Annotated in this window: 17 protein-coding genes; 2 read left to right on the top strand and 15 right to left on the bottom strand. The window is 68.5% G+C overall.

Features of this window, described 5'->3' with window-relative positions; genetic code table 11:
* Positions 1-4: 4 nt before the first annotated feature.
* The 4 genes from K0H49_RS06030 to K0H49_RS06015 form a co-directional block, all read right to left on the bottom strand.
* A complete protein-coding gene (locus K0H49_RS06030) occupies positions 5-541 on the bottom strand; it encodes a M48 metallopeptidase family protein (protein WP_219210268.1) in 537 nt (178 codons plus the stop codon).
* Complete coding sequence (locus K0H49_RS06025) at positions 538-1,818, bottom strand: Hsp70 family protein (RefSeq protein WP_219210266.1); 1,281 nt, start codon at positions 1,816-1,818, stop codon at positions 538-540. The genes K0H49_RS06030 and K0H49_RS06025 overlap by 4 nt, the downstream gene beginning before the upstream one ends.
* Positions 1,815-3,335: a lysine--tRNA ligase gene (gene lysS, locus K0H49_RS06020; protein ID WP_219210265.1), complete on the bottom strand. Its 1,521-nt coding sequence runs from the start codon at positions 3,333-3,335 to the stop codon at positions 1,815-1,817. Before lysS ends, K0H49_RS06025 begins: the two co-directional genes overlap by 4 nt.
* Before the next feature lie 103 nt (positions 3,336-3,438).
* On the bottom strand, positions 3,439-4,089 hold the full coding sequence (locus K0H49_RS06015; RefSeq protein WP_219210263.1) for an LON peptidase substrate-binding domain-containing protein: 651 nt from the start codon (positions 4,087-4,089) through the stop codon (positions 3,439-3,441).
* 141 nt (positions 4,090-4,230) lie between these two features.
* Here K0H49_RS06015 and K0H49_RS06010 point away from each other — a divergent pair, with 141 nt between their 5' ends.
* Entirely contained in the window at positions 4,231-4,785 is a 555-nt protein-coding gene (locus K0H49_RS06010; protein ID WP_219210261.1) for a YggT family protein, read from the top strand.
* Between the two features lie 46 nt (positions 4,786-4,831).
* On the opposite strand, the gene accD is transcribed toward K0H49_RS06010, so the two are convergent.
* From accD to asd, 7 genes are all read right to left on the bottom strand, one after another.
* Positions 4,832-5,704, bottom strand: coding sequence for an acetyl-CoA carboxylase, carboxyltransferase subunit beta (gene accD, locus K0H49_RS06005; protein ID WP_183024473.1), 873 nt, complete (start codon positions 5,702-5,704; stop codon positions 4,832-4,834).
* Positions 5,705-5,799: 95 nt separating this feature from the next.
* Complete coding sequence (gene trpA, locus K0H49_RS06000; RefSeq protein ID WP_219210259.1) at positions 5,800-6,645, bottom strand: tryptophan synthase subunit alpha; 846 nt, start codon at positions 6,643-6,645, stop codon at positions 5,800-5,802.
* A gap of 88 nt (positions 6,646-6,733) precedes the next feature.
* A complete protein-coding gene (gene trpB, locus K0H49_RS05995; RefSeq protein WP_219210257.1) occupies positions 6,734-7,999 on the bottom strand; it encodes a tryptophan synthase subunit beta in 1,266 nt (421 codons plus the stop codon).
* Positions 8,000-8,049: 50 nt separating this feature from the next.
* Positions 8,050-8,730 carry a phosphoribosylanthranilate isomerase gene (locus tag K0H49_RS05990; RefSeq protein ID WP_219210255.1) on the bottom strand — a complete coding sequence of 227 codons (681 nt, stop codon included), beginning with the start codon at positions 8,728-8,730 and terminating at the stop codon, positions 8,050-8,052.
* Positions 8,727-9,548 carry a tRNA pseudouridine(38-40) synthase TruA gene (truA, locus tag K0H49_RS05985; protein ID WP_219210253.1) on the bottom strand — a complete coding sequence of 274 codons (822 nt, stop codon included), beginning with the start codon at positions 9,546-9,548 and terminating at the stop codon, positions 8,727-8,729. Before truA ends, K0H49_RS05990 begins: the two co-directional genes overlap by 4 nt.
* 37 nt (positions 9,549-9,585) lie before the next feature.
* Positions 9,586-12,201, bottom strand: a complete 2,616-nt coding sequence (locus K0H49_RS05980; RefSeq protein ID WP_307886028.1) for a FimV/HubP family polar landmark protein — start codon at positions 12,199-12,201, stop codon at positions 9,586-9,588.
* A gap of 183 nt (positions 12,202-12,384) precedes the next feature.
* The gene (asd, locus tag K0H49_RS05975; RefSeq protein ID WP_219210246.1) at positions 12,385-13,542 is read right to left on the bottom strand and encodes an aspartate-semialdehyde dehydrogenase; all 1,158 of its coding nucleotides are present in this window, start codon (positions 13,540-13,542) and stop codon (positions 12,385-12,387) included.
* 277 nt (positions 13,543-13,819) lie between these two features.
* On the opposite strand from asd, the gene K0H49_RS05970 reads away from it, so the two are divergent.
* Positions 13,820-14,266, top strand: coding sequence for an SRPBCC family protein (locus K0H49_RS05970; protein WP_219210244.1), 447 nt, complete (start codon positions 13,820-13,822; stop codon positions 14,264-14,266).
* A gap of 59 nt (positions 14,267-14,325) precedes the next feature.
* Here K0H49_RS05970 and leuB read toward each other — a convergent pair whose 3' ends face one another.
* Genes leuB through K0H49_RS05950 form a run of 4 tightly spaced genes read right to left on the bottom strand, consistent with a single transcriptional unit; the run spans position 14,326 to position 18,526 of the window.
* A complete protein-coding gene (gene leuB / locus K0H49_RS05965; protein ID WP_219210242.1) occupies positions 14,326-15,393 on the bottom strand; it encodes a 3-isopropylmalate dehydrogenase in 1,068 nt (355 codons plus the stop codon).
* A gap of 39 nt (positions 15,394-15,432) precedes the next feature.
* Entirely contained in the window at positions 15,433-16,089 is a 657-nt protein-coding gene (gene leuD / locus K0H49_RS05960) for a 3-isopropylmalate dehydratase small subunit (RefSeq protein ID WP_219210241.1), read from the bottom strand.
* A 14-nt stretch (positions 16,090-16,103) separates the two neighbouring features.
* Entirely contained in the window at positions 16,104-17,525 is a 1,422-nt protein-coding gene (gene leuC / locus K0H49_RS05955) for a 3-isopropylmalate dehydratase large subunit (protein WP_219210238.1), read from the bottom strand.
* A gap of 50 nt (positions 17,526-17,575) precedes the next feature.
* Positions 17,576-18,526 carry a LysR substrate-binding domain-containing protein gene (locus K0H49_RS05950; protein WP_219210236.1) on the bottom strand — a complete coding sequence of 317 codons (951 nt, stop codon included), beginning with the start codon at positions 18,524-18,526 and terminating at the stop codon, positions 17,576-17,578.
* Between the last annotated feature and the right edge of the window lie 122 nt (positions 18,527-18,648).

Here is an 18,648-nt window from a genome sequence, read left to right as displayed (position 1 = left end):
CCTCTCAGGCGTCGGGGTTGTCCGAGGCCGGGTCCGGCTCGGCGCTCCACAGCCGCGCGCCACCAGTGTCGAGGTGCGTCAGGTAGAGCCGCAGGTCGAACTCGCGCTGGTGGTAGTCGGGGTCCATGTGCGTGCACAGCGCATAGAAGGCCTTGTCGTGCTCGCGCTCCTTCATGTGCGCGAGCTCGTGCACCACGATCATCCGCAGCCACTCGAGCGGCACCGCCTTGAACAGGTTGGCCACGCGGATCTCGCGCTTGGCCTTGAGCTTGCTGCCCTGCACGCGCGAGACCGTGGTGTGGGTGCCCAACGCATGGCGGATCACGTGCAGCTTGCTGTCGAACATCACCTTGGACAGCGGATCGGCGTTGCGCAGGAACTCGTTCTTGAGGCCGGTCACGTAGTCGTACAGCGCGCGGTCGGTGCGCACCGCGTGCATCGCCGGGTAGCGCTTGCGCAGCATCGGCGCCAGCCCCTGCGTGGCGATCAGCTCGCGCACCTGCGCCTGCAGCGCAGGCGGGTAGTGCGCGAGGTACTTCACGCCGTGCTGGCGGTCTTGCGCGTGGCCCGGGCCGCGTAGGCCAGGCCCGCGGCCACGCCGCCGAACAGGTCGCCCTCGACCAGCTTGACGCCGGCGAAGCTGCGCCGCAGCGCGTCCTGAAAGGGGCGCAGCGCCGAGGAGCCGCCGGTCAGGTAGATCGCGTCGAGGTCGTGGCTGCGCAGGCCCGCGCGGCGCACGCATTCGTGCGCGCTGGCCACCACCTTGCCCAGCGCATCGGCCAGCTGCTCGGCCATGTCCTGGGGCGTCAGCGAGGCGCCCAGGCCGGCTTCGGCAAAGGAGAGGTCGATGGTCACGGCCGCATTGCCGACCGAGCTGTCGATCTTGGCCTGCTCGACCTCGCTGGCGATGCGGTGGCCGTAGCGCTCTTCCAGCACCGTCATGAGCCGGGCGTGCAGCCGCGGATCGGCATAGCTGGTGCGCAGCTCCTGCGCCTGGCGCACCGCCTTGGGCGCGTAGAGCCAGTTGATCAGGTGCCAGGACGAGAGCTCGAAGAAGACCTTGCTCGGCACCTCGCGCCCGCGCGCGTCGTGGTGGCGGAAGCCCAGCAGCGGCATCACGCGTTCGAGGTTCAGTCGCTGGTCGAAGTCGGTGCCGCCGATGTGCACGCCGCTGGTGGCCAGCACGTCGTCGCTGCGTTCGGGCCGCACCGCACGCTCGGGGCCGAGCCGGACCACGGTGAAGTCGGAGGTGCCGCCGCCGATGTCGACGATCAGGATCACCGACTCTTTGCTCACGCGCTGCTCGTAGTCGAAGGCCGCGGCGATCGGCTCGAACTGGAAGGCGATCTCGCGGAAGCCCGCGGCGCGCGCGGCCAGGCGCAGGCTGTCTTCGGCCTGGCGGTCGCGCTTGGCGTCGTCGTCGACGAAGTGCACCGGCCGGCCGAGCACCACGCGCTCGGGCCGGTGGCCCAGCGTCTTCTCGGCGCGCGTGCCCAGCTCGTGCAGGAAGCGCGCGACGATGTCCTGGAAGCTGATCAGCCCGTCGTAGACGGCCGTGGTCTCCTGCATCAGCGAACTGCCCAGCAGGCTCTTGAGCGAGCGCATCAGCCGGCCTTCGACGCCGGCCAGGTACATGGCGACGGCGTCGCGGCCGAAGTGCGTCGTGCGGTCTTCGGCGTTGTAGAACAGGGCGGTCGGCATGGTCGTGGCCGTGCCCTCGAGCGGCAGCGCCTCGGCGATGCCGCCATCGATCGCCCAGGCGATCGCGGAGTTGGAGGTGCCGAAATCGATGCCGATGCCGGCGTTCGTCGCGTTCAAACTTCTCGACGCAGTGCGGGGAACAGGATCACGTCGCGGATGCTCGGCGAGTCGGTCAGCAGCATCATGAAGCGGTCGATGCCGATGCCGCAGCCGCCGGTGGGCGGCATGCCGTATTCGAGTGCGCGCACGAAATCGTGGTCGTAGAACATGGCTTCGTCGTCGCCCGAGTCCTTGGCCGCGACCTGCGCGTTGAAGCGCGCGGCCTGGTCTTCGGCGTCGTTGAGCTCGCTGAAGCCGTTGCCGAACTCGCGGCCGGTGATGTAGAGCTCGAAACGCTCGGTGACTTCCGGGCGGTCGTCGTTGGCGCGTGCCAGCGGCGAGATCTCGGTCGGGTGCTCCATGATGAAGGTCGGCTGCCAGAGCTTCTCTTCGACCGTCTCCTCGAAGTACAGCACCTGCAGGCTCGCCAGGCTGCGCTGCGAGAGCTTGTTCTTTTCCTCGCTCAGGCCGATCTTGCGCAGGGCGTTGATCAGCCAGGTGGTGTCGTCGACGTTCTCGCCGGCGTCGGTGTGCTTGACGATGGCTTCGCGGATCGTGAGCCGCTCGAAAGGCTGGCTCAGGTCGACCGCCTTGCCCTGGTACGTCAGCTGCTCGCCGCCGGTGGTCTTCTTCGCGATCGTGCGGATGATCAGTTCGGTGAAGTCCATCAGGTCCTGGTAGTTCCAGTAGGCCGCGTAGAACTCCATCATCGTGAACTCGGGGTTGTGCCGCACCGAGATGCCTTCGTTGCGGTAGCTCCGGTTGATCTCGAACACGCGCTCGAAGCCGCCCACGATCAGGCGCTTGAGGTAGAGCTCGGGCGCGATGCGCAGGAACATCTCCTGGTCGAGCGCGTTGTGGTGCGTCTTGAAGGGCTTGGCGTTGGCGCCGCCCGGAATGGGGTGCAGCATGGGCGTCTCGACCTCGAGGAAGTCGTTGGCCACCATGAACTCGCGCAGCGCGCTCACGGCCTTGCTGCGCGCCTTGAAGCGGTCACGCGCCGATTCGTCGGTGATCAGGTCGACGTAGCGCTGGCGGTACTTCTGCTCCTGGTCGGCCATGCCGTGGAACTTGTCGGGCAGCGGGCGCAGGCTCTTGGTGAGCAGGCGCAGCTTCGTGACCTTGACCGACAGCTCGCCGGTCTTGGTCTTCATCAAGGTGCCTTCGGCGCCGACGATGTCGCCCAGGTCCCAGCGCTTGAAGTCGGCGTAGACCTCTTCGCCCAGCGCGTCGCGCGTCACGTAGAGCTGGATGCGGCCGGTGGCGTCCTGCACCGAGGCGAAGCTGGCCTTGCCCATCACGCGCTTGAGCATCATGCGGCCGGCCACGCTGACCGTCACGGGCTGCGCTTCGAGCGTTTCGGCGCTGGCTTCGCCGTGCGAGGCGGTCAGGCCCACGGCGCGGTGCTGCGGCTTGAAGTCGTTGGGGAAGGCGACGCCCTGGCCGGCGCGCAGCGCCTTGAGTTTCTCGCGCCGCTCGGCCATCAATTGGTTTTCGTCGATTGCGGGAGCGGGGGAGGTCGTAGTTTCGGTCATGGGCAAGGGTCTGGAGGGCACGAGCGGTGCCGCGCGAAGCCCGTGATTTTAGCCCGCCGTCCCCTGGCAGGCACCGCGCCGCCCGCGGTCGGCGCCGGGCCGGTCAGCCAGCAATGTTGTGGCGCGCCAGCAGGTCGCTCACCAGTTCCAGCCGCATGAGCGGGCTGTCGAGTTCCATCAGCCGCTGCTTGAGCGTGTTCTCCATGGGCAGCAGCTCGGCCCAGCGGTTGGCGACCCAGCCGCAGTCGTCGAAGCGATAGGGCGCGGCAATCGGCAGGCGCAGGTCCTCGTCCTGCGCGGCGATGCGCCGCTGCTCCAGCGTGTCGACCAGCCGGCGCAGCGCATCTGCCGCATGCTGCAGATCGCTCGGCAGGCCGAGCGCGATGTCGTTGGCCACCGGGTCGACTTCGGCGGTCCAGAGGCCGTGCTTCTGCAGCTCGCTGCTGCGGACTTCGAAGCGTTGCGTGCCCACGCATTCGATCTCGAGCAGGCCGGGCTGCGGGCTGTGCAGGCTGCGGATGGTGGCCAGCGTGCCGACCGTGGCGAAGCGCTCGGCGCCCGCGCCGGCCACACGCACCTCGGCGCCGGCCGTCAGGCTCACCACGCCGAAGGGCAGGCCCTGCTGGTGGCACCTGCCGATCAGGTCGAGGTAGCGCACCTCGAAGATGCGCAGCGGCAGGTAGCCATCGGGAAACAGCACCGATCCCAGCGGGAACAGCGGCAGCGGCGAGGGGAGCGGGGCGGAGGGCGGCATGGTGTCGAAAGGACAAGTTGGCGCAAGCTGCACCGTAGCAGATGCGCGCCCGAATGACAGAGACCCTTGCACTCCTGCGCCGAAGCGCCTGGCCTGCGGCGCGCATGACTATCATCCCTGTCCCTTCACGCCGCACGCGCCATGCTCTACCAGATCCCCTCTTTCCTGCTCGATGTGATCGTGGGCCTGCTGGGCGGCGCCTGCCTGCTGCGGCTGTACATGCAGTACCACCGCGTGCCTTTCGGCAACCCGCTGGGCCGCTTCGTGTTCGCGGTGAGCGACTGGATCGTGATGCCGTTGCGGCGCATCGTGCCTTCGATCAAGCGCTGGGACGTGGCCAGTGCCGTGGCGGCCTGGCTGCTGGTGATGGTGAAGTTCCTGCTGCTGTTGCTGCTGGTCGGCCAGTTCGGCCGCATCGCGATCCTGCCGCTGGTCTCGCTGATCGGCCTGCTGCAGCTGGTGGTCTCGGGCCTGACGGCCCTGCTGCTGGTCTACGCGGTGCTGTCGTGGGTGCCGGGCGCCTCGGCCATGCTGCTCGACCTGGTGTCGCGCCTGGCCGAACCCATCGTGCGCCCGTTGCGCCGCGTGATCCCGCTGGTCGGTGGCATCGACCTCTCGCCGCTGGCCGCCATCGTGCTGCTGCAGGTCGTGGCCATCGTGCTGGGCAACCTGATGGCGCGGGTGTTCATGATCTGAGGCAAACGCCAGCCTCTCGCGGAGGCCGGGTCAGGCCTTGCAGGCGCTAGAGAATCGCGTCGGCGGGCTGGCGCAGCAGCATCGCCAAGGTGCTGGCAATCGTCTTGCGCAGCTCGCGCCGGTCGCTGATGAAGTCGATCGCGCCCTTGGTCTGCAGGAACTCGGCGCGCTGGAAGCCTTCGGGCAGCGTCACGCGCACGGTGGATTCGATCACGCGCGGGCCGGCGAAGCCGATCAGCGCCTTGGGCTCGGCGATCACCACATCGCCGACGAAGGCGAAGCCGGCGCTCACGCCGCCCATGGTCGGGTCGGTCAGCACGCTGATGTAGGGCAGGCCCTTCTTCGCCAGGTGCGTGAGGGCGGAATTGGTCTTGGCCATCTGCATCAGCGACAGCAGGCCTTCCTGCATGCGCGCGCCGCCGGTGGCGGTGAAGCAGATGAAGGGCACCTTCTGTTCGATCGCGGTCTCGACGCCGCGCACGAAGCGTTCGCCGACCACGCTGCCCATGCTGCCGCCCATGAATTCGAATTCAAAGCAGGCCACGACCACGTTGATGCTGTGGACCGACCCGCCCATGACGATCAGCGCGTCGGTCTCGCCGGTGTTCTCCAGCGCTTCCTTGAGCCGCTCGGGGTACTTGCGGCTGTCCTTGAACTTGAGCGCGTCGACCGGCAGCACTTCCTGGCCCAGTTCGTAGCGGCCTTCGGGGTCGAGGAAGGCGTCGAGCCGCGCCCGCGCGCCGATGCGGTGGTGGTGGCTGCAGCTCGGGCAGACGTTCTGGTTGTGCTCGAGGTCGGTTTTGTAGAGCACGGTCTCGCAGCTCGGGCACTTGATCCAGAGGCCTTCGGGCATCTGGCGGCGCTCGCTGGGGTCGGTCTGGGCGATCTTCGGGGGTAGCAGTTTTTCAAGCCAGCTCATGGGCAATCCTATGTTTTCGCACGGGCAGGCCCGCGCGACGATCTGCTCCCCTCTCCCACCATGTGAAAGAGGGGCTGGGGTCAGGCAACGGGCAATTATCTGCCAGCCGCGTTCTTGGGGGTAGCCGCGGGCAGGGCGTCCAGCGCCTGGCGGATGCCGGACAGGAACTCGCGCACCGCCGGCACCACCTTCTCGCGCGGCTGGCCGTCGATCAGCTGGATGATCCGGGTGCCGATCACCACCGCATCGGCGGCAGAGCCGACCGCCTGCGCCGTGGCCGCGTCGCGGATGCCGAAGCCCACGCCCACCGGCACGCTCACGTGCTGGCGGATGCGCGGAACCATGCGGCCGACCGCTTCGGTGTCGAGGTGGCCGGCGCCGGTCACGCCCTTGAGCGAGACGTAATAGACGTAGCCGGTCGCGATGCGCCCGACCTGCGCCATGCGCTCGTCGGTGCTGGTGGGCGCCAACAGGAAGATCAGGTCGATGCCGGCCGTGCGCAGGTCGGCCGCGAAGTCCTCGCATTCCTCGGGCGGGTAGTCGACGACCAGCAGGCCGTCGACGCCGGCGGCGGCCGCGTCGCGGATGAAGCTGCCCTCGCCGTGCACGCCGTTGTAGCGCTCGACCGGGTTGGCGTAGCCCATCAGCACGACCGGCGTGTGGTCGTTGGTCTGGCGGAAGGCCGCGACCATGGCCAGCACCTGCTTCGTGCCCACGCCCAGCGCCAGTGCGGCCTCGCCGGCCTTCTGGATCACGGGACCGTCGGCCATCGGGTCGGAGAAGGGCACGCCCAGCTCGATCACGTCGGCACCGGCCTCGACCATGCCGTGCATGAGCTCGGGTGTGATGTCGGCGTAGGGAAAGCCGGCGGTGACGTAGGGCACGAGCGCGCGGCGCCCGTCCTTTTGCAGGGCCTCGAAGGCGGCAGCGATGCGGCTCATGGTGCCTCCTGACGAGCCGCCTCTAGGGAGGCACGCGCCCCCTCGGGGGGCAGCGAGAACACGAAGTGGCGAGCGTGGGGGTACTTCATCATTTGCCTCCCTTCACGCTCAGGCCACGCATGGAAGGGCGGTCATAGAAATCGACGCCCGAGAGGTCGGCCACGGTGCCGATGTCCTTGTCGCCGCGTCCCGAGAGGTTCACCAGGATCGACTGGTCGGTGCGCATGGTCTTGGCGAGCTTCATCGCGTGGGCCACGGCGTGGCTGGATTCGAGCGCGGGAATGATGCCCTCCGTGCGGCACAGGTAGTGGAAGGCTTCGAGCGCCTCCATGTCGGTGATGCCCACGTATTCGGCGCGGCCGATGTCCGCCAGGTAGGCGTGCTCGGGGCCGACGCCGGGATAGTCGAGGCCGGCGCTGATGCTGTGGGTTTCGGTCACCTGGCCGTCCTCGTTCTGCAGCAGGTAGGTGCGGTTGCCGTGCAGCACGCCCGAGCTGCCGCGCAGGATCGAGGCCGAATGCTTGCCGCTGTCCAGGCCCTCGCCCGCCGCCTCGACGCCGATCAGGCGGGTGCCGGCGAAGGGGATGTAGGGGTGGAAGATGCCCATCGCGTTGCTGCCACCGCCCACGCAGGCGACCACCGCGTCGGGTTGGCGGCCGTCGCCCAGCAGGCCCTGGGCCGCCAGCATCGAGGGCATCTGTTCGATGCATTCGGTGCCGATCACGCTCTGGAAGTCGCGCACCATGGTCGGGTAGGGGTGCGGGCCGGCCACGGTGCCAATGATGTAGAAGGTGTTTTCCACGTTCGTGACCCAGTCGCGCATCGCCTCGTTGAGCGCGTCCTTGAGCGTCTTGCTGCCCGATTCCACCGGCACCACCGTGGCGCCCAGCAGGTTCATGCGGTAGACGTTGGGGCTCTGGCGCTGCACGTCCTGGCTGCCCATGTAGACCACGCATTCGAGGCCGTAGCGCGCGCAGATGGTGGCTGTCGCCACGCCGTGCTGGCCGGCGCCGGTCTCGGCGATCACGCGCGGCTTGCCCATGCGGCGCGCGAGCATGGCCTGGCCGATCACGTTGTTGATCTTGTGCGCGCCGGTGTGGTTAAGGTCCTCGCGCTTGAGGTAGATCTGCGCGCCGCCCACCTCGCGGCTGGTGCGAGCCGCGTGGTAGATCGGCGAGGGCCGGCCCACGAAGTGCTTGAGCTCGTAGTGGAATTCGGCCAGGAAGTCCGGGTCGTCCTTGAACTTGGCGTAGGCATCGCGCAGTTCGGCGATGGCATGGGTGAGCGTCTCGCTCGCGAAGCTGCCGCCGTAGGGGCCGAAATGGCCGCTGGCATCGGGTTGCTGGTAGGTCATAGGTCTCGATTCGATGGGCCGCGCCCGTCGGAAACAAGACGGTGCGGCGGTCAGGAGGATGCGAGCTCGGCGGCCCTGACGGCCGCGACGAAATCGCGGATCTTGGCGGCGTCCTTGATGCCCTTGGACATCTCGACGCCGGAACTCACGTCAACGGCCAGCGATCGGCAGCGCGGCCGGAGCTGGCGAATGCCATCGGCCACGTTTGCAGGTGTGAGTCCACCACTCAAGACGAGGTGAGCGTCGACGGCGGGTGGAAGAAGTGACCAATCGAATGCCTTGCCGCCACCGCCATAACCGTCGACATGGGCGTCGAGCAGGATGGCCTGGGCGTGGGAGAAATCGGAAGCGTATTTTACGAGGTCGAAGCCTGCCCCTGCCAAACCCAGCGGAATACGGGCGGCGCGCAGGAAGCGGTAGGCGCCGTGGCCGCTCGCATCCGAGCACTGCGCGGGCGATTCGTCGCCATGGAACTGGGCCATCGCGCCCCGCACGCGGGCCAGCGCCGCCACGGTGTTCTCCGGCGTCTCGTTGACGAACAGCAGCACCGGCGTGACGAAGGGCGGCAGCCGCGACGCGAGTTCGGCGGCGCGCTCGGCGCTCACGGCGCGCGGGCTGGCCGGGTAGAGCACGAAACCGACGGCGTCGACGCCGGCATCCACGGCCGCGTCGAGATCCTGTTCACGGGTGAGGCCGCAGACCTTGATGCGGATGCGCGAGGCGGAAGTCATGGCGAACCATCATACGCAGCGTCGTCGGCCTGCCAGGTCGACTCGGGCGGCAGGCCCCAGGCGGCGTCGTACAACGGGCCGACGAAGTAGAGGCCGTCCGCGGCAAAGGTGGGCGCCGCGACCTTGCGGCTGCGCGCGGCCAGCACCTCGGCGATCCAGTCGGGCCGCGCGTCGCCCCGGCCGATGCGCACCAGGCAGCCCATGAGGTTGCGGATCATGTGGTGCAGGAAGGCATCGGCCTCGAACTCGAAATGCCAGTGGCAGCGCTCGCCGTCCGGCGAGGCGTCGTGCTGCGTGATGGCGATGCGGCGCAGCGTCTTGACCGGCGAACGCGCCTGGCAGGCCGAGGCGCGGAAGGAGCTGAAGTCGTGCTGGCCGATCAGCAGCGCGGCCGCGGCGCGCATCGCGTCGCCGTCCAGCGGGTACATCGACCAGCCGACGCGGCCGGCATCGAGGCTGGGGCGCACCGGCGACTGCGACAGCACATAGCGGTAGCGGCGCGCCAGCGCGCTGGCGCGGCAGTGGAAGGCGTCGGGCACCGGATGGGCCCATTGGAGCGCGATGTCCGGCGGCAGGTAGCGGTTGGTGCCGCGCACCCAGGAAAAGGGCGTGCGCTCGATGTCGGTGTCGAAGTGCACCACCTGGGTCAGGCCATGCACACCGGCGTCGGTGCGGCCCGCGCACAGCGTGGAGATGGGACGGTCGGCGAAGCGGGCCAGCGCGGCTTCGAGCTTGTCCTGCACGGTCTGGCCCGACAGCTGGCTCTGCCAGCCCTGGTAGGCCTGGCCGTTGTAGCGGACGCCGAGGGCCAGCCTCACGGGAGTCGGCGGGCCGCGGTCGGTGCGGCGCGCGTGTTCAAGCCCACTCGGCGAGCAACTGCTTCGCCTGTGTCTTCAGGTCGCCGAAGCTTTCGGCTTCGACTTCCTCGACCAGCGAGCGCGCGCCTTCGGTGTCGCCCAGGGCCTGCAGTTCGCGGGCCAGCGAGAGCTTGATCGCATGCGGACTCTCGCTGTCGTCCAGCGGCTCGAGGCGGCCCGGTTCGGTCTCGGTGGCATCGCGCCCGTTCAGGCCCGACAGCGCGCTCATGTCGAATTCAATGAAGCCGGAGTCGTCTTTGGGCGCTGCATGCAGGGCCGCGGGCCGGGTGTGCTCCTCGACCGGGATCGAAAGCGAGAGACCCGGTGTTTCCAGGGCGCCGGGGGCGGTATTGAAGTCGGTGTCGAAGTCGCCCGATGCATCGTGATCGGACGGCAGCGCCGGCGGCGCGTCATGCAGGCCCTGTCCGAAGCGTGCCGGTGCGGGGCTGGGCGGGTGGGGCAGATTGGCCTGGATGGCCGGCTGCTCGGTGATCGGCGCCGTCATGGTCGTCGGATAGGCGTCGGGGATCTGGAGATCGAGGTCGAAATCCAGCGGCGCGACGGAGGAGACGAAGGCCGGCGGCGGCGGCACGGCCGCGGGAGGCGGGGGCGGCGTCAGTGTGGCGGCCGCCACGGCGACCGCTGCGATCGGCAAGGCGGCTTCGGCTGCGGGGCGCACGCCCGCTTCATACAGCGGGTTGCCCGGGTCCAGTTCCTTGCCCATGTCGACCACGCGGTTCCAGTCGCTGCCGGTGCCACCGGTGAGCTTGTGGACGTCGGCGGCCAGCGCCTCGTAGGCGCGCAGGTCGCGGCGCTTGGCGTGGATCTCGAGCAGCTTGAGATGGATGGCCGCGCGCTCCGGATTGATGCGCAGCGCTTCGCGCAGGATCTCCTCGGCCTGCAGGTCGCGGCCATAGGCCAGGTAGACGTCGGCCTCCGCCACCGGGTCCACATCGCCGGTGTCGAGCTGGCTTGGCGAGTACGACAGCGACGACACGATGGAGCTGCGGTTCTTGGTGTCGACCGATTCGCCTCCGCTGGCCGCGAAGAAGGAATCCTTGGGCAGCCGGCTTTCCAGAAATACGCTTTCGCTGGCGTCGCGGCGCCGGCTCTGGGTCAGGCGATAGGCCAGGAAGGCCAGCAGCAGCAGGATCAGCGCGCCGCCGCCCAGCATCAGCGGGTTGCCCAGCAGTTCGTCGAGGAAGTTGGTCTCGGCGGGCGGTGCATCGGTTGCCGCGGGTGCGCGAGGAGCGGACGCCGCGGCCGCAGCAGGGGGCGTGACCACGGTCGCGGTGGGCGCCGCGGCGGCGGCCGCCAGGGCCGCGGGTGCCGCGACTGCGGGAAGGGTGCCGGGCGTGGCGGATGCGGCCACGGGTGTGGCCGGTGCGGCGGAGGGGTTTGCCGTCGCAGCGGGCGCGGCGGTCGGCGCAGCCGAGGGACCTGCCGGTGCCACGGCGGCCGCGGGCGCTCCGGCGCCCTGGAGCTTGTTCAGCTCGTTGATGTTCTTCGAGAGCTCCGCCAGGCGGGCGTTGCTTTCCTGGGCCTGGCGCGCCTGCGCCAGCTTGTCGTCGGCGGCGCGGGCCTGCGCGATGGTCAGCTTGTCGGGCGAGGCGGCGGTCGCATTGCGATCCTGGACGTTGGCCTGCAGCTTGCCCGAGGCCTGGCGATCGGCGCCCGCGACCTTGGCGTTCGGTGCGTTGTCGGCCAGCCGCCGGCGGTAGTCGCCGAAGTCGCGGCTTTGCGCGATCACGGTGCGGCGTGCTTCGGCGGCGGGCGTGGCCGAGGCCTGTGCGGCGCTCGGCAGATCGAGCACCGCGCCGGCACGCACGCGGTTCACGTTGCCGTTGATGAAGGCGTTGGGGTTGGCGCGCAGCAGGGCCACCAGCATCTGGTCGAGCGAGACCTCGGCCGGCTTGTGCGCGCCGGCGATCTTGCTGGCGGTGTCGCCGGTGCGGACCGTGACCTGGCCGCCGTCGCCTGCGGCGGCGCCGCGGGCTGCGGGGGGCTCGCTCGGCGCGGCCGGAGCGGGCGGGGGCGGTGCCACGGCGGCGGCCACCGCGCGCGGGCGAGGCGGTGCCGAAGCCATCGGCGCTTGCGCGGCGGGCGGGCTGATCTGGGCTTGTGTTGGCGCGATGGGCGCTGCTGCGGCGGCGGAGGGCCGGCTGCTCGGTGGGTCCAGCAGCACGGTGTAGTCGCGCGTGATGCGGCCCGAGCCCCAGCTGGCTTCGATCACCAGGTCGATGAAGGGGTCGGAGACCGAGCGGTTGCTGCTCAGGCGCACCACGTAGCGGCCGTCGGCGCGCCGCTGCAGCGTGCTGCGCACGTCGGACAGCGCCGAGTTGTAGGGCACGCCGGCACTGCGGAAAACCTCCGGCGATCCGACGTTCACCCGCAGGCCCTCGGCCTCGGCGGCGCTGATCTCGGTGACGTCGATCTCCGCGCGCAGCGGTTCGCCGAGCGCCGACTGCACCGTGATCCGGCCCAGCGACAAGGCCTGCGCATCGAAGGCCACGCCGCCCAGCGCCAGCGCGATGGCCGCGCCGAGCGCGGAAAGCGGCGCCCGGCCCGGAAGCGTCCGGGGCGGGCGGGTGGCCAGAACGCGGGCCGCAGGCAACGGAGGTCTTGTCATGCTGAAGGGGGGCACCGCGGCCCGAAAGTGTAAGGGGACGTTAACATCATCAACCGACACTGACAAGGCGACAGGCCTGTGGGACCCAGTGCGCACCAACTTCGGTAGCGAGGAGCCGTTGCGGCCAAGCAACTCACGCCCCTGCGATGTCTCCGTCCCGCAACGACTTCAGGCTTCCAGCAGGATCCGCAGCATGCGGCGCAGCGGTTCCGCGGCGCCCCACAGCAGCTGGTCGCCGATGGTGAAGGCGCCGACGTACTCGGGCCCCATCGCCAGCTTGCGGATGCGGCCCACCGGGATGTCCATGGTGCCGGTGACGGCCACGGGCGTGAGGTCCTTGACCGTGGCTTCACGGGTGTTGGGAATCACCTTGGCCCAGGCGTTGTCGCCGGCGATCAGCGCCTCGATGTCGGCCAGCGGCACGTTCTTCTTGAGCTTAAAGGTCAGGGCCTGGCTGTGGCAGCGCATCGCGCCGATGCGCACGCAGAAGCCGTCGACCGGCGTGGCCGCGGTGCCGAAGCCCGCGCCCTGGCCCAGGATCTTGTTGGTTTCGGCGCCGCCCTTCCACTCTTCCTTGGAGACGCCCCAGTCGGCGTCGTCCTGGCGCTTGCCGATACCGAGGTCCTTGTCGATCCAGGGAATCAGCGAGCCGCCCAGCGGGGCGCCGAAGTTGGCGGTCTCGGCGGCCGACAGGTTCTGCTGCTTGTGCAGCACCTTGCGGTCAATCTCGAGGATGGCCGACTTGGGGTCGTCGAGCAGCGAACGCACTTCGGCGTTGAGCGTGCCGAACTGGGTCAGCAGTTCGCGCATGTGCTGCGCGCCGCCACCCGAGGCCGCCTGGTAGGTCATGCTGGTCATCCACTCGACCAGGCCGGCCTTGTACAGCGCGCCCACACCCATCAGCATGCAGCTCACGGTGCAGTTGCCGCCGATCCAGTTCTTGCCGCCCTTGGCCAGCGCGTTCTGGATCACGGGCAGGTTGACCGGGTCGAGCACGATGATCGCGTCGTCGTTCATGCGCAGCGTCGAAGCCGCGTCGATCCAGTGGCCGTTCCAGCCGGCGGCCCGCAGCTTGGGGAACACTTCGCTGGTGTAGTCGCCGCCTTGCGCGGTGATGACGATGTCGCACTTCTTCAGCGCGTCGATGTCGTGTGCGTCCTTGAGCGTGGTCTCGTTCTTGGCCATCGCCGGGGCCTTGCCGCCGGCATTGGAGGTCGAGAAGAAGACCGGCTCGATCAGACCGAAGTCACCCTCGGCCACCATGCGGTCCATCAGGACCGAACCCACCATGCCGCGCCATCCGACGAGGCCCACCAACTTGCTCATGTCAACGCCCTTCAATAGATAAAGATTCCCGCGGTCAGCAACGGCTGAGGGGCCCGGCTCGTCAGGGCCGGGGGAGGGCGCACGACGAACCAGGCTGGATCAGCCCTTAATGGTCGTGGTTTTGATGATGATTGCGCACACGGCCACATCGGCCGGGGCGGCGGATGCTGGGTTCAGGGTGAACGGACGGGCGACAAACATGGCGGACATTGTAGCGGATGTGCGCGAGATGGTGTATGAATGCCAACCCACCCCGACCCCGCCAGGAGACCAGCCCATGCCCACCGGTACCGTCCGACTGCATCGCATCCTCAAGACCCGGCCCGAGAAGGTCTACCGCGCCTTCCTCGACGCCGACGCCATGGCCAAGTGGCTGCCGCCCTACGGCTTCGTTTGCAAGGTCCACCATTTCGAGCCGAAGGTGGGCGGCCGCTTCAAGATGTCCTTCCAGAACTTCTCCACCGGCAACGGTCATGCCTTCGGTGGCGAGTACCTGGAACTGGTGCCCAACGAGCGCCTGCGCTATACGGACCGCTTCGACGACCCGAACCTGCCGGGTGAACTGCAGGTGACGGTGGTGCTCAAGGCCGTGCTCGGCGGCACCGAACTGAGCATCGTGCAGGAAGGGATTCCGGAGGTGATTCCGGTGGAGATGTGCTACCTGGGCTGGCAGGAGTCGCTGGCGCAGCTTGCGCAGCTGGTCGAGCCCGAGATCCCGGGCTGAACCGCGGCCCTGCCGCGCCTCCACGTCGTGGGGCGCGGCAGGGTGGCCGCGAGGCGGCCTTACAGCGCCTTCAGCACCGCATCGCCCATCGCCACCGTGCCCACCTTGGTGGTGCCTTCGCTGTAGATGTCGGGCGTGCGCAGGCCCTGGGCCAGCACCTTCTTGACAGCGGTCTCGATGCGCTGGGCGGACTCTTCCTGGTTCAGCGAGTAGCGCAGCATCATCGCGGCGCTCAGGATGGTCGCCAGCGGGTTGGCCACGCCCTTGCCCGCGATGTCGGGCGCGCTGCCGTGGCTGGGTTCGTACAGGCCCTGGTTGCTCGAATTGAGCGAGGCCGAGGGCAGCATGCCGATCGAGCCGGTGAGCATCGCCGCTTCGTCCGACAGGATGTCGCCGAACATGTTGCCGGTGACTACCACGTCGAACTTCTTCGGCGCCTTGACGAGCTGCATGGCCGCGTTGTCGACATACATGTGGTCGAGCTCGACGTCCGGGTACTCCTTGCCCACTTCCGTGACGATGTCCTTCCAGAACTGGAAGGTCTCGAGCACGTTGGCCTTGTCGACGCTGGTCACGCGCTTGCTGCGCTTGCGCGCGGCTTCGAAGGCGACGCGCGCGATGCGTTCGACCTCGGGGCGCGAATAGCGCATCGTGTCGAAGGCTTCCTCGGCACCGGGGAAGTGGCCGTCGACGGCGGTGCGGCGGCCGCGCGGCTGGCCAAAGTAGATGTCGCCGGTCAGCTCGCGGATGATCAGGATGTCCAGGCCGGCGATCAGCTCGGGCTTGAGGCTCGAGGCCGCGACCAGCTGCTCGTAGCAGATGGCCGGGCGGAAGTTGGCGAACAGGCCGAGGTTCTTGCGCAGGCCCAGGATCGCCTGCTCGGGGCGGAACTGGCGCTCGAGCGTGTCGTACTTCCAGTCGCCCACGGCGCCGAACAGCACCGCGTCGGATTCCTTCGCGAGCTTGAGCGTGGCCTCGGGCAGCGGATGGCCGTGCGCGTCGTAGGCGGCGCCGCCGACGAGGGCCGTTTCCATCTCGAACTTCAGGTCGAGCGCGTGGAGCACCTTGACGGCTTCCGCCACGATTTCGGTGCCGATGCCATCACCTGGGAGAACTGCGATTTTCATTTTGTCGTTGCTTGTGGAGAGAGATAAGGAGGGCGACGCTCAGGCGTTGGCCAGCATCGTGTGCGCGAGCCAGGGCTTCTGCGCCAGCCGCTCGGCCTCGAAGGCCTTGATCTTGTCCTTGTGACGCAGCGTCAGGCCGATGTCGTCGAGGCCGTTGATCAGGCAGTACTTGCGGAAGGCCTGCACGTCGAAGGCGAGTTCGCCGCCGTCGGGCTTCACCACCACCTGGCGCTCCAGGTCGATGGTCAGCTTGTAGCCGGGGAACGCAAGGGCCTCGTCGAACAACTGAGCCACCTGGGCTTCGGGCAGCACGATCGGCAGCAGGCCGTTCTTGAAGCTGTTGTTGAAGAAGATGTCGGCGTAGCTCGGCGCGATGATCGCGCGGAAGCCGTACTGGTCGAGCGCCCACGGTGCGTGTTCGCGCGACGAGCCGCAGCCGAAGTTCTTGCGTGCCAGCAGCACGGACGCCCCGGCGTAGCGCGGCTGGTTGAGTACGAAGTCGGGGTTGGGCTTGCGGCTGGCCGGATCCTGGCCCGGGAAGCCGGCGTCGAGGTAGCGCCATTCGTCGAACAGGTTCACGCCGAAGCCGGTCTTCTTGATCGACTTGAGGAACTGCTTGGGAATGATCGCGTCGGTGTCGACGTTCTCGCGGTCCATCGGGGCCACGAGGCCCTGGTGCACGGTGAATTTCTGCATGTGATGTCTCCAGATCAGGCGAAGGTGCGCACGTCGACGAAATGGCCGTGCACGGCGGCGGCGGCGGCCATGGCCGGGCTCACGAGGTGGGTGCGGCCACCCGCGCCCTGGCGGCCTTCGAAGTTGCGGTTCGACGTCGAGGCGCAGCGCTCGCCGGGCTCGAGCCGGTCGGCGTTCATCGCCAGGCACATCGAGCAGCCGGGCTCGCGCCATTCGAAGCCGGCGGCCTTGAAGATCACGTCCAGGCCTTCACGTTCGGCCTGTTCCTTCACCACGCCCGAACCGGGCACGACCATCGCGAGCTTGACGTTCTTCGCGACCTTCTGGCCCAGCTTCTTGACCACGGCCGCGGCTTCGCGCATGTCCTCGATGCGGCTGTTGGTGCACGAGCCGATGAACACCTTGTCGATGAAGATGTCGTTCATGGCCTTGTTGGGCTCCAGGCCCATGTAGACCAGCGCGCGTTCGATGGCGCCGCGCTTGTTGGCGTCCTTTTCCTTGTCGGGATCGGGCACGCGGCCGTTGATGTCGACGACCATCTCGGGCGAGGTGCCCCAGGTGACCTGCGGCGGGATCTGCGTGGCGTCGAGCGTGACCACGGCGTCGAAGTTCGCGCCCGGGTCGGACTGCAGCGTGCGCCAGTAGCTCACGGCGTGCTCCCATTCCACGCCGGTGGGCGCGAGCGGGCGGCCCTTGACGTAGCTGATGGTCTTTTCGTCGACCGCCACCAGCCCGGCGCGCGCGCCGGCTTCGATGGCCATGTTGCAGACCGTCATGCGGCCTTCCATGCTCAGGTCGCGAATCGCCGAGCCCGCGAATTCGATGGTGTAGCCCGTGCCGCCGGCGGTGCCGATCTTGCCGATGATGGCCAGCACGATGTCCTTGGCGGTGCAGCCCAGCGGCAGCTTGCCGTCGACCTTCACGAGCATGTTCTTGGCCTTCTTGCCCAGCAGCGTCTGCGTGGCCATCACGTGCTCGACCTCGCTGGTGCCGATGCCGTGCGCCAGCGCGCCGAAGGCGCCATGGGTGGAGGTGTGCGAGTCGCCGCAGACCACGGTCATGCCCGGCAAGGTCGCGCCGCTTTCCGGGCCGATCACGTGCACGATGCCCTGGCGCTTGCTCAGGAAGGGGAAGAAGGCCGCGGCGCCGAACTCGGCGATGTTGTGGTCCAGCGTGGTGACCTGCTCCTTGCTGGTCGGGTCGGCGATGCCCTCGTAGCCGCGTTCCCAGCCGGTGGTCGGCGTGTTGTGGTCGGCCGTGGCGACCACCGAGCTGATGCGCCACAGCTTGCGGCCGGCCTCGCGCAGGCCTTCGAAGGCTTGCGGGCTGGTCACTTCGTGCACCAGGTGGCGGTCGATGTAGAGGATCGCGGTGCCGTCGTCCTCGGTGTGGACGACGTGTTCGTCCCAGATCTTGTCGTAGAGCGTGCGTGCCATGGTCGGTCTTCTTTCGTGGGGTGATTCGTGGGATGCGCGTTGGCGCCGGGTCAGGCCGCGAGCGCAAGGCCTTCGTTGGCCGCGCCCGAGGCCTGCAGGTGCGCGACCAGCGAGCGCGCGGCCACCGGCAGCGTCGAGAAGTCGCGTGCCACCAGCCGGATCTCGCGCCGCGCCCAGAGGTCGCTCAGCGCCACACTGGTGAGCCGGCGCCCGATGCCGCCGCGCATCAGTTCGAAGGCATGGCCGGGCATCACGCCGATGCCCAGGCCGTTCTCGATCATGCGGCACATCGCGTCGAGGCCGGTCACGTGGATGCGCAGCTTGATGGTGCGGCCGGCGTCGAGCGCGGCCTGCCGCGTCGCGACGTAGATGGAGCTGTTGGTGTGCAGGCCGACGTGGTCGTACTCGAGCGACTCGGCAAAAGCGAGTTCGGCCTTCTCGGCCAGTGCGTGGCCAAGCGGCACGATCAGCACGAGGCGGTCGTGGCGGTATGACAGGCTCTGGAGTTCGCTCGCGCCGTCGGACAGGTAGCAGATGCCCAGGTCGGCCGCGCCCTCGTGCACTGCGCGCTGCACTTCGGCGCTCAGGTGCTCCTCGAGATCGATCTTGATCTCTTCATGGTCGCGGCGGAACGCGCCCAGGTCCTCGGGCAGGAACTGCACGATGGCCGAGATGTTGGCGTGCACGCGGACGTGACCGCGCACGCCGTCGGCGTATTCGCTGAGTTCGCCCTGCATCTTCTCGAGGCTGTAGAGCACCGAGCGCGCGTGGTGCAGCAGGCTCTCGCCGGCGGGCGTGAGGTCGACGCCGCGCGTGTGGCGGTAGAGCAGCGGCGTGCCAAGTGCCGATTCCAGGTCCGACAGCCGCTTGCTGATGGCCGAGGCCGCGATGAACTCGCGCTCCGCCGCGCGGCCGATGCTGCCCAGCTCGCACACCGCCACGAAGAGCTGGAGCGAGGTGAGATCGATGCGGCGGGCAAAGGTGCGTTCGGACGCGGTCACGGCGAGGGCATCGTGCTGGAAGATGGTGGGAGGGCTATTGTCCTATAGAGAGAATTTCTCCGCCATCGTGATACACGATGGCCAGGTTGCCTGCCCACGATGCGTCCGCCCACGAAAAAAAG

This window comes from Variovorax boronicumulans (assembly GCF_019352895.1).
GTDB lineage: Bacteria > Pseudomonadota > Gammaproteobacteria > Burkholderiales > Burkholderiaceae_C > Variovorax > Variovorax boronicumulans_A.
The sequence above is the reverse complement of the archived record's forward strand: the minus strand, read 5'-3'. Positions and strand labels throughout refer to the sequence as shown.

Excerpts from the sequence above, each read along its gene's own strand:
- trpA (WP_219210259.1), bottom strand. The coding sequence starts at position 6,645 with ATGAGCCGCATCGCTGCCGCCTTCGAGGCCCTGCAAAAGGACGGGCGC.
- K0H49_RS05970 (WP_219210244.1), top strand. The coding sequence starts at position 13,820 with ATGCCCACCGGTACCGTCCGACTGCATCGCATCCTCAAGACCCGGCCC.
- leuC (WP_219210238.1), bottom strand. The coding sequence starts at position 17,525 with ATGGCACGCACGCTCTACGACAAGATCTGGGACGAACACGTCGTCCAC.
- leuD (WP_219210241.1), bottom strand. The coding sequence starts at position 16,089 with ATGCAGAAATTCACCGTGCACCAGGGCCTCGTGGCCCCGATGGACCGC.
- leuB (WP_219210242.1), bottom strand. The coding sequence starts at position 15,393 with ATGAAAATCGCAGTTCTCCCAGGTGATGGCATCGGCACCGAAATCGTG.
- lysS (WP_219210265.1), bottom strand. The coding sequence starts at position 3,335 with ATGACCGAAACTACGACCTCCCCCGCTCCCGCAATCGACGAAAACCAA.
- K0H49_RS06015 (WP_219210263.1), bottom strand. The coding sequence starts at position 4,089 with ATGCCGCCCTCCGCCCCGCTCCCCTCGCCGCTGCCGCTGTTCCCGCTG.
- asd (WP_219210246.1), bottom strand. The coding sequence starts at position 13,542 with ATGAGCAAGTTGGTGGGCCTCGTCGGATGGCGCGGCATGGTGGGTTCG.
- trpB (WP_219210257.1), bottom strand. The coding sequence starts at position 7,999 with ATGACCTACCAGCAACCCGATGCCAGCGGCCATTTCGGCCCCTACGGC.
- K0H49_RS05990 (WP_219210255.1), bottom strand. The coding sequence starts at position 8,730 with ATGACTTCCGCCTCGCGCATCCGCATCAAGGTCTGCGGCCTCACCCGT.
- accD (WP_183024473.1), bottom strand. The coding sequence starts at position 5,704 with ATGAGCTGGCTTGAAAAACTGCTACCCCCGAAGATCGCCCAGACCGAC.
- K0H49_RS06010 (WP_219210261.1), top strand. The coding sequence starts at position 4,231 with ATGCTCTACCAGATCCCCTCTTTCCTGCTCGATGTGATCGTGGGCCTG.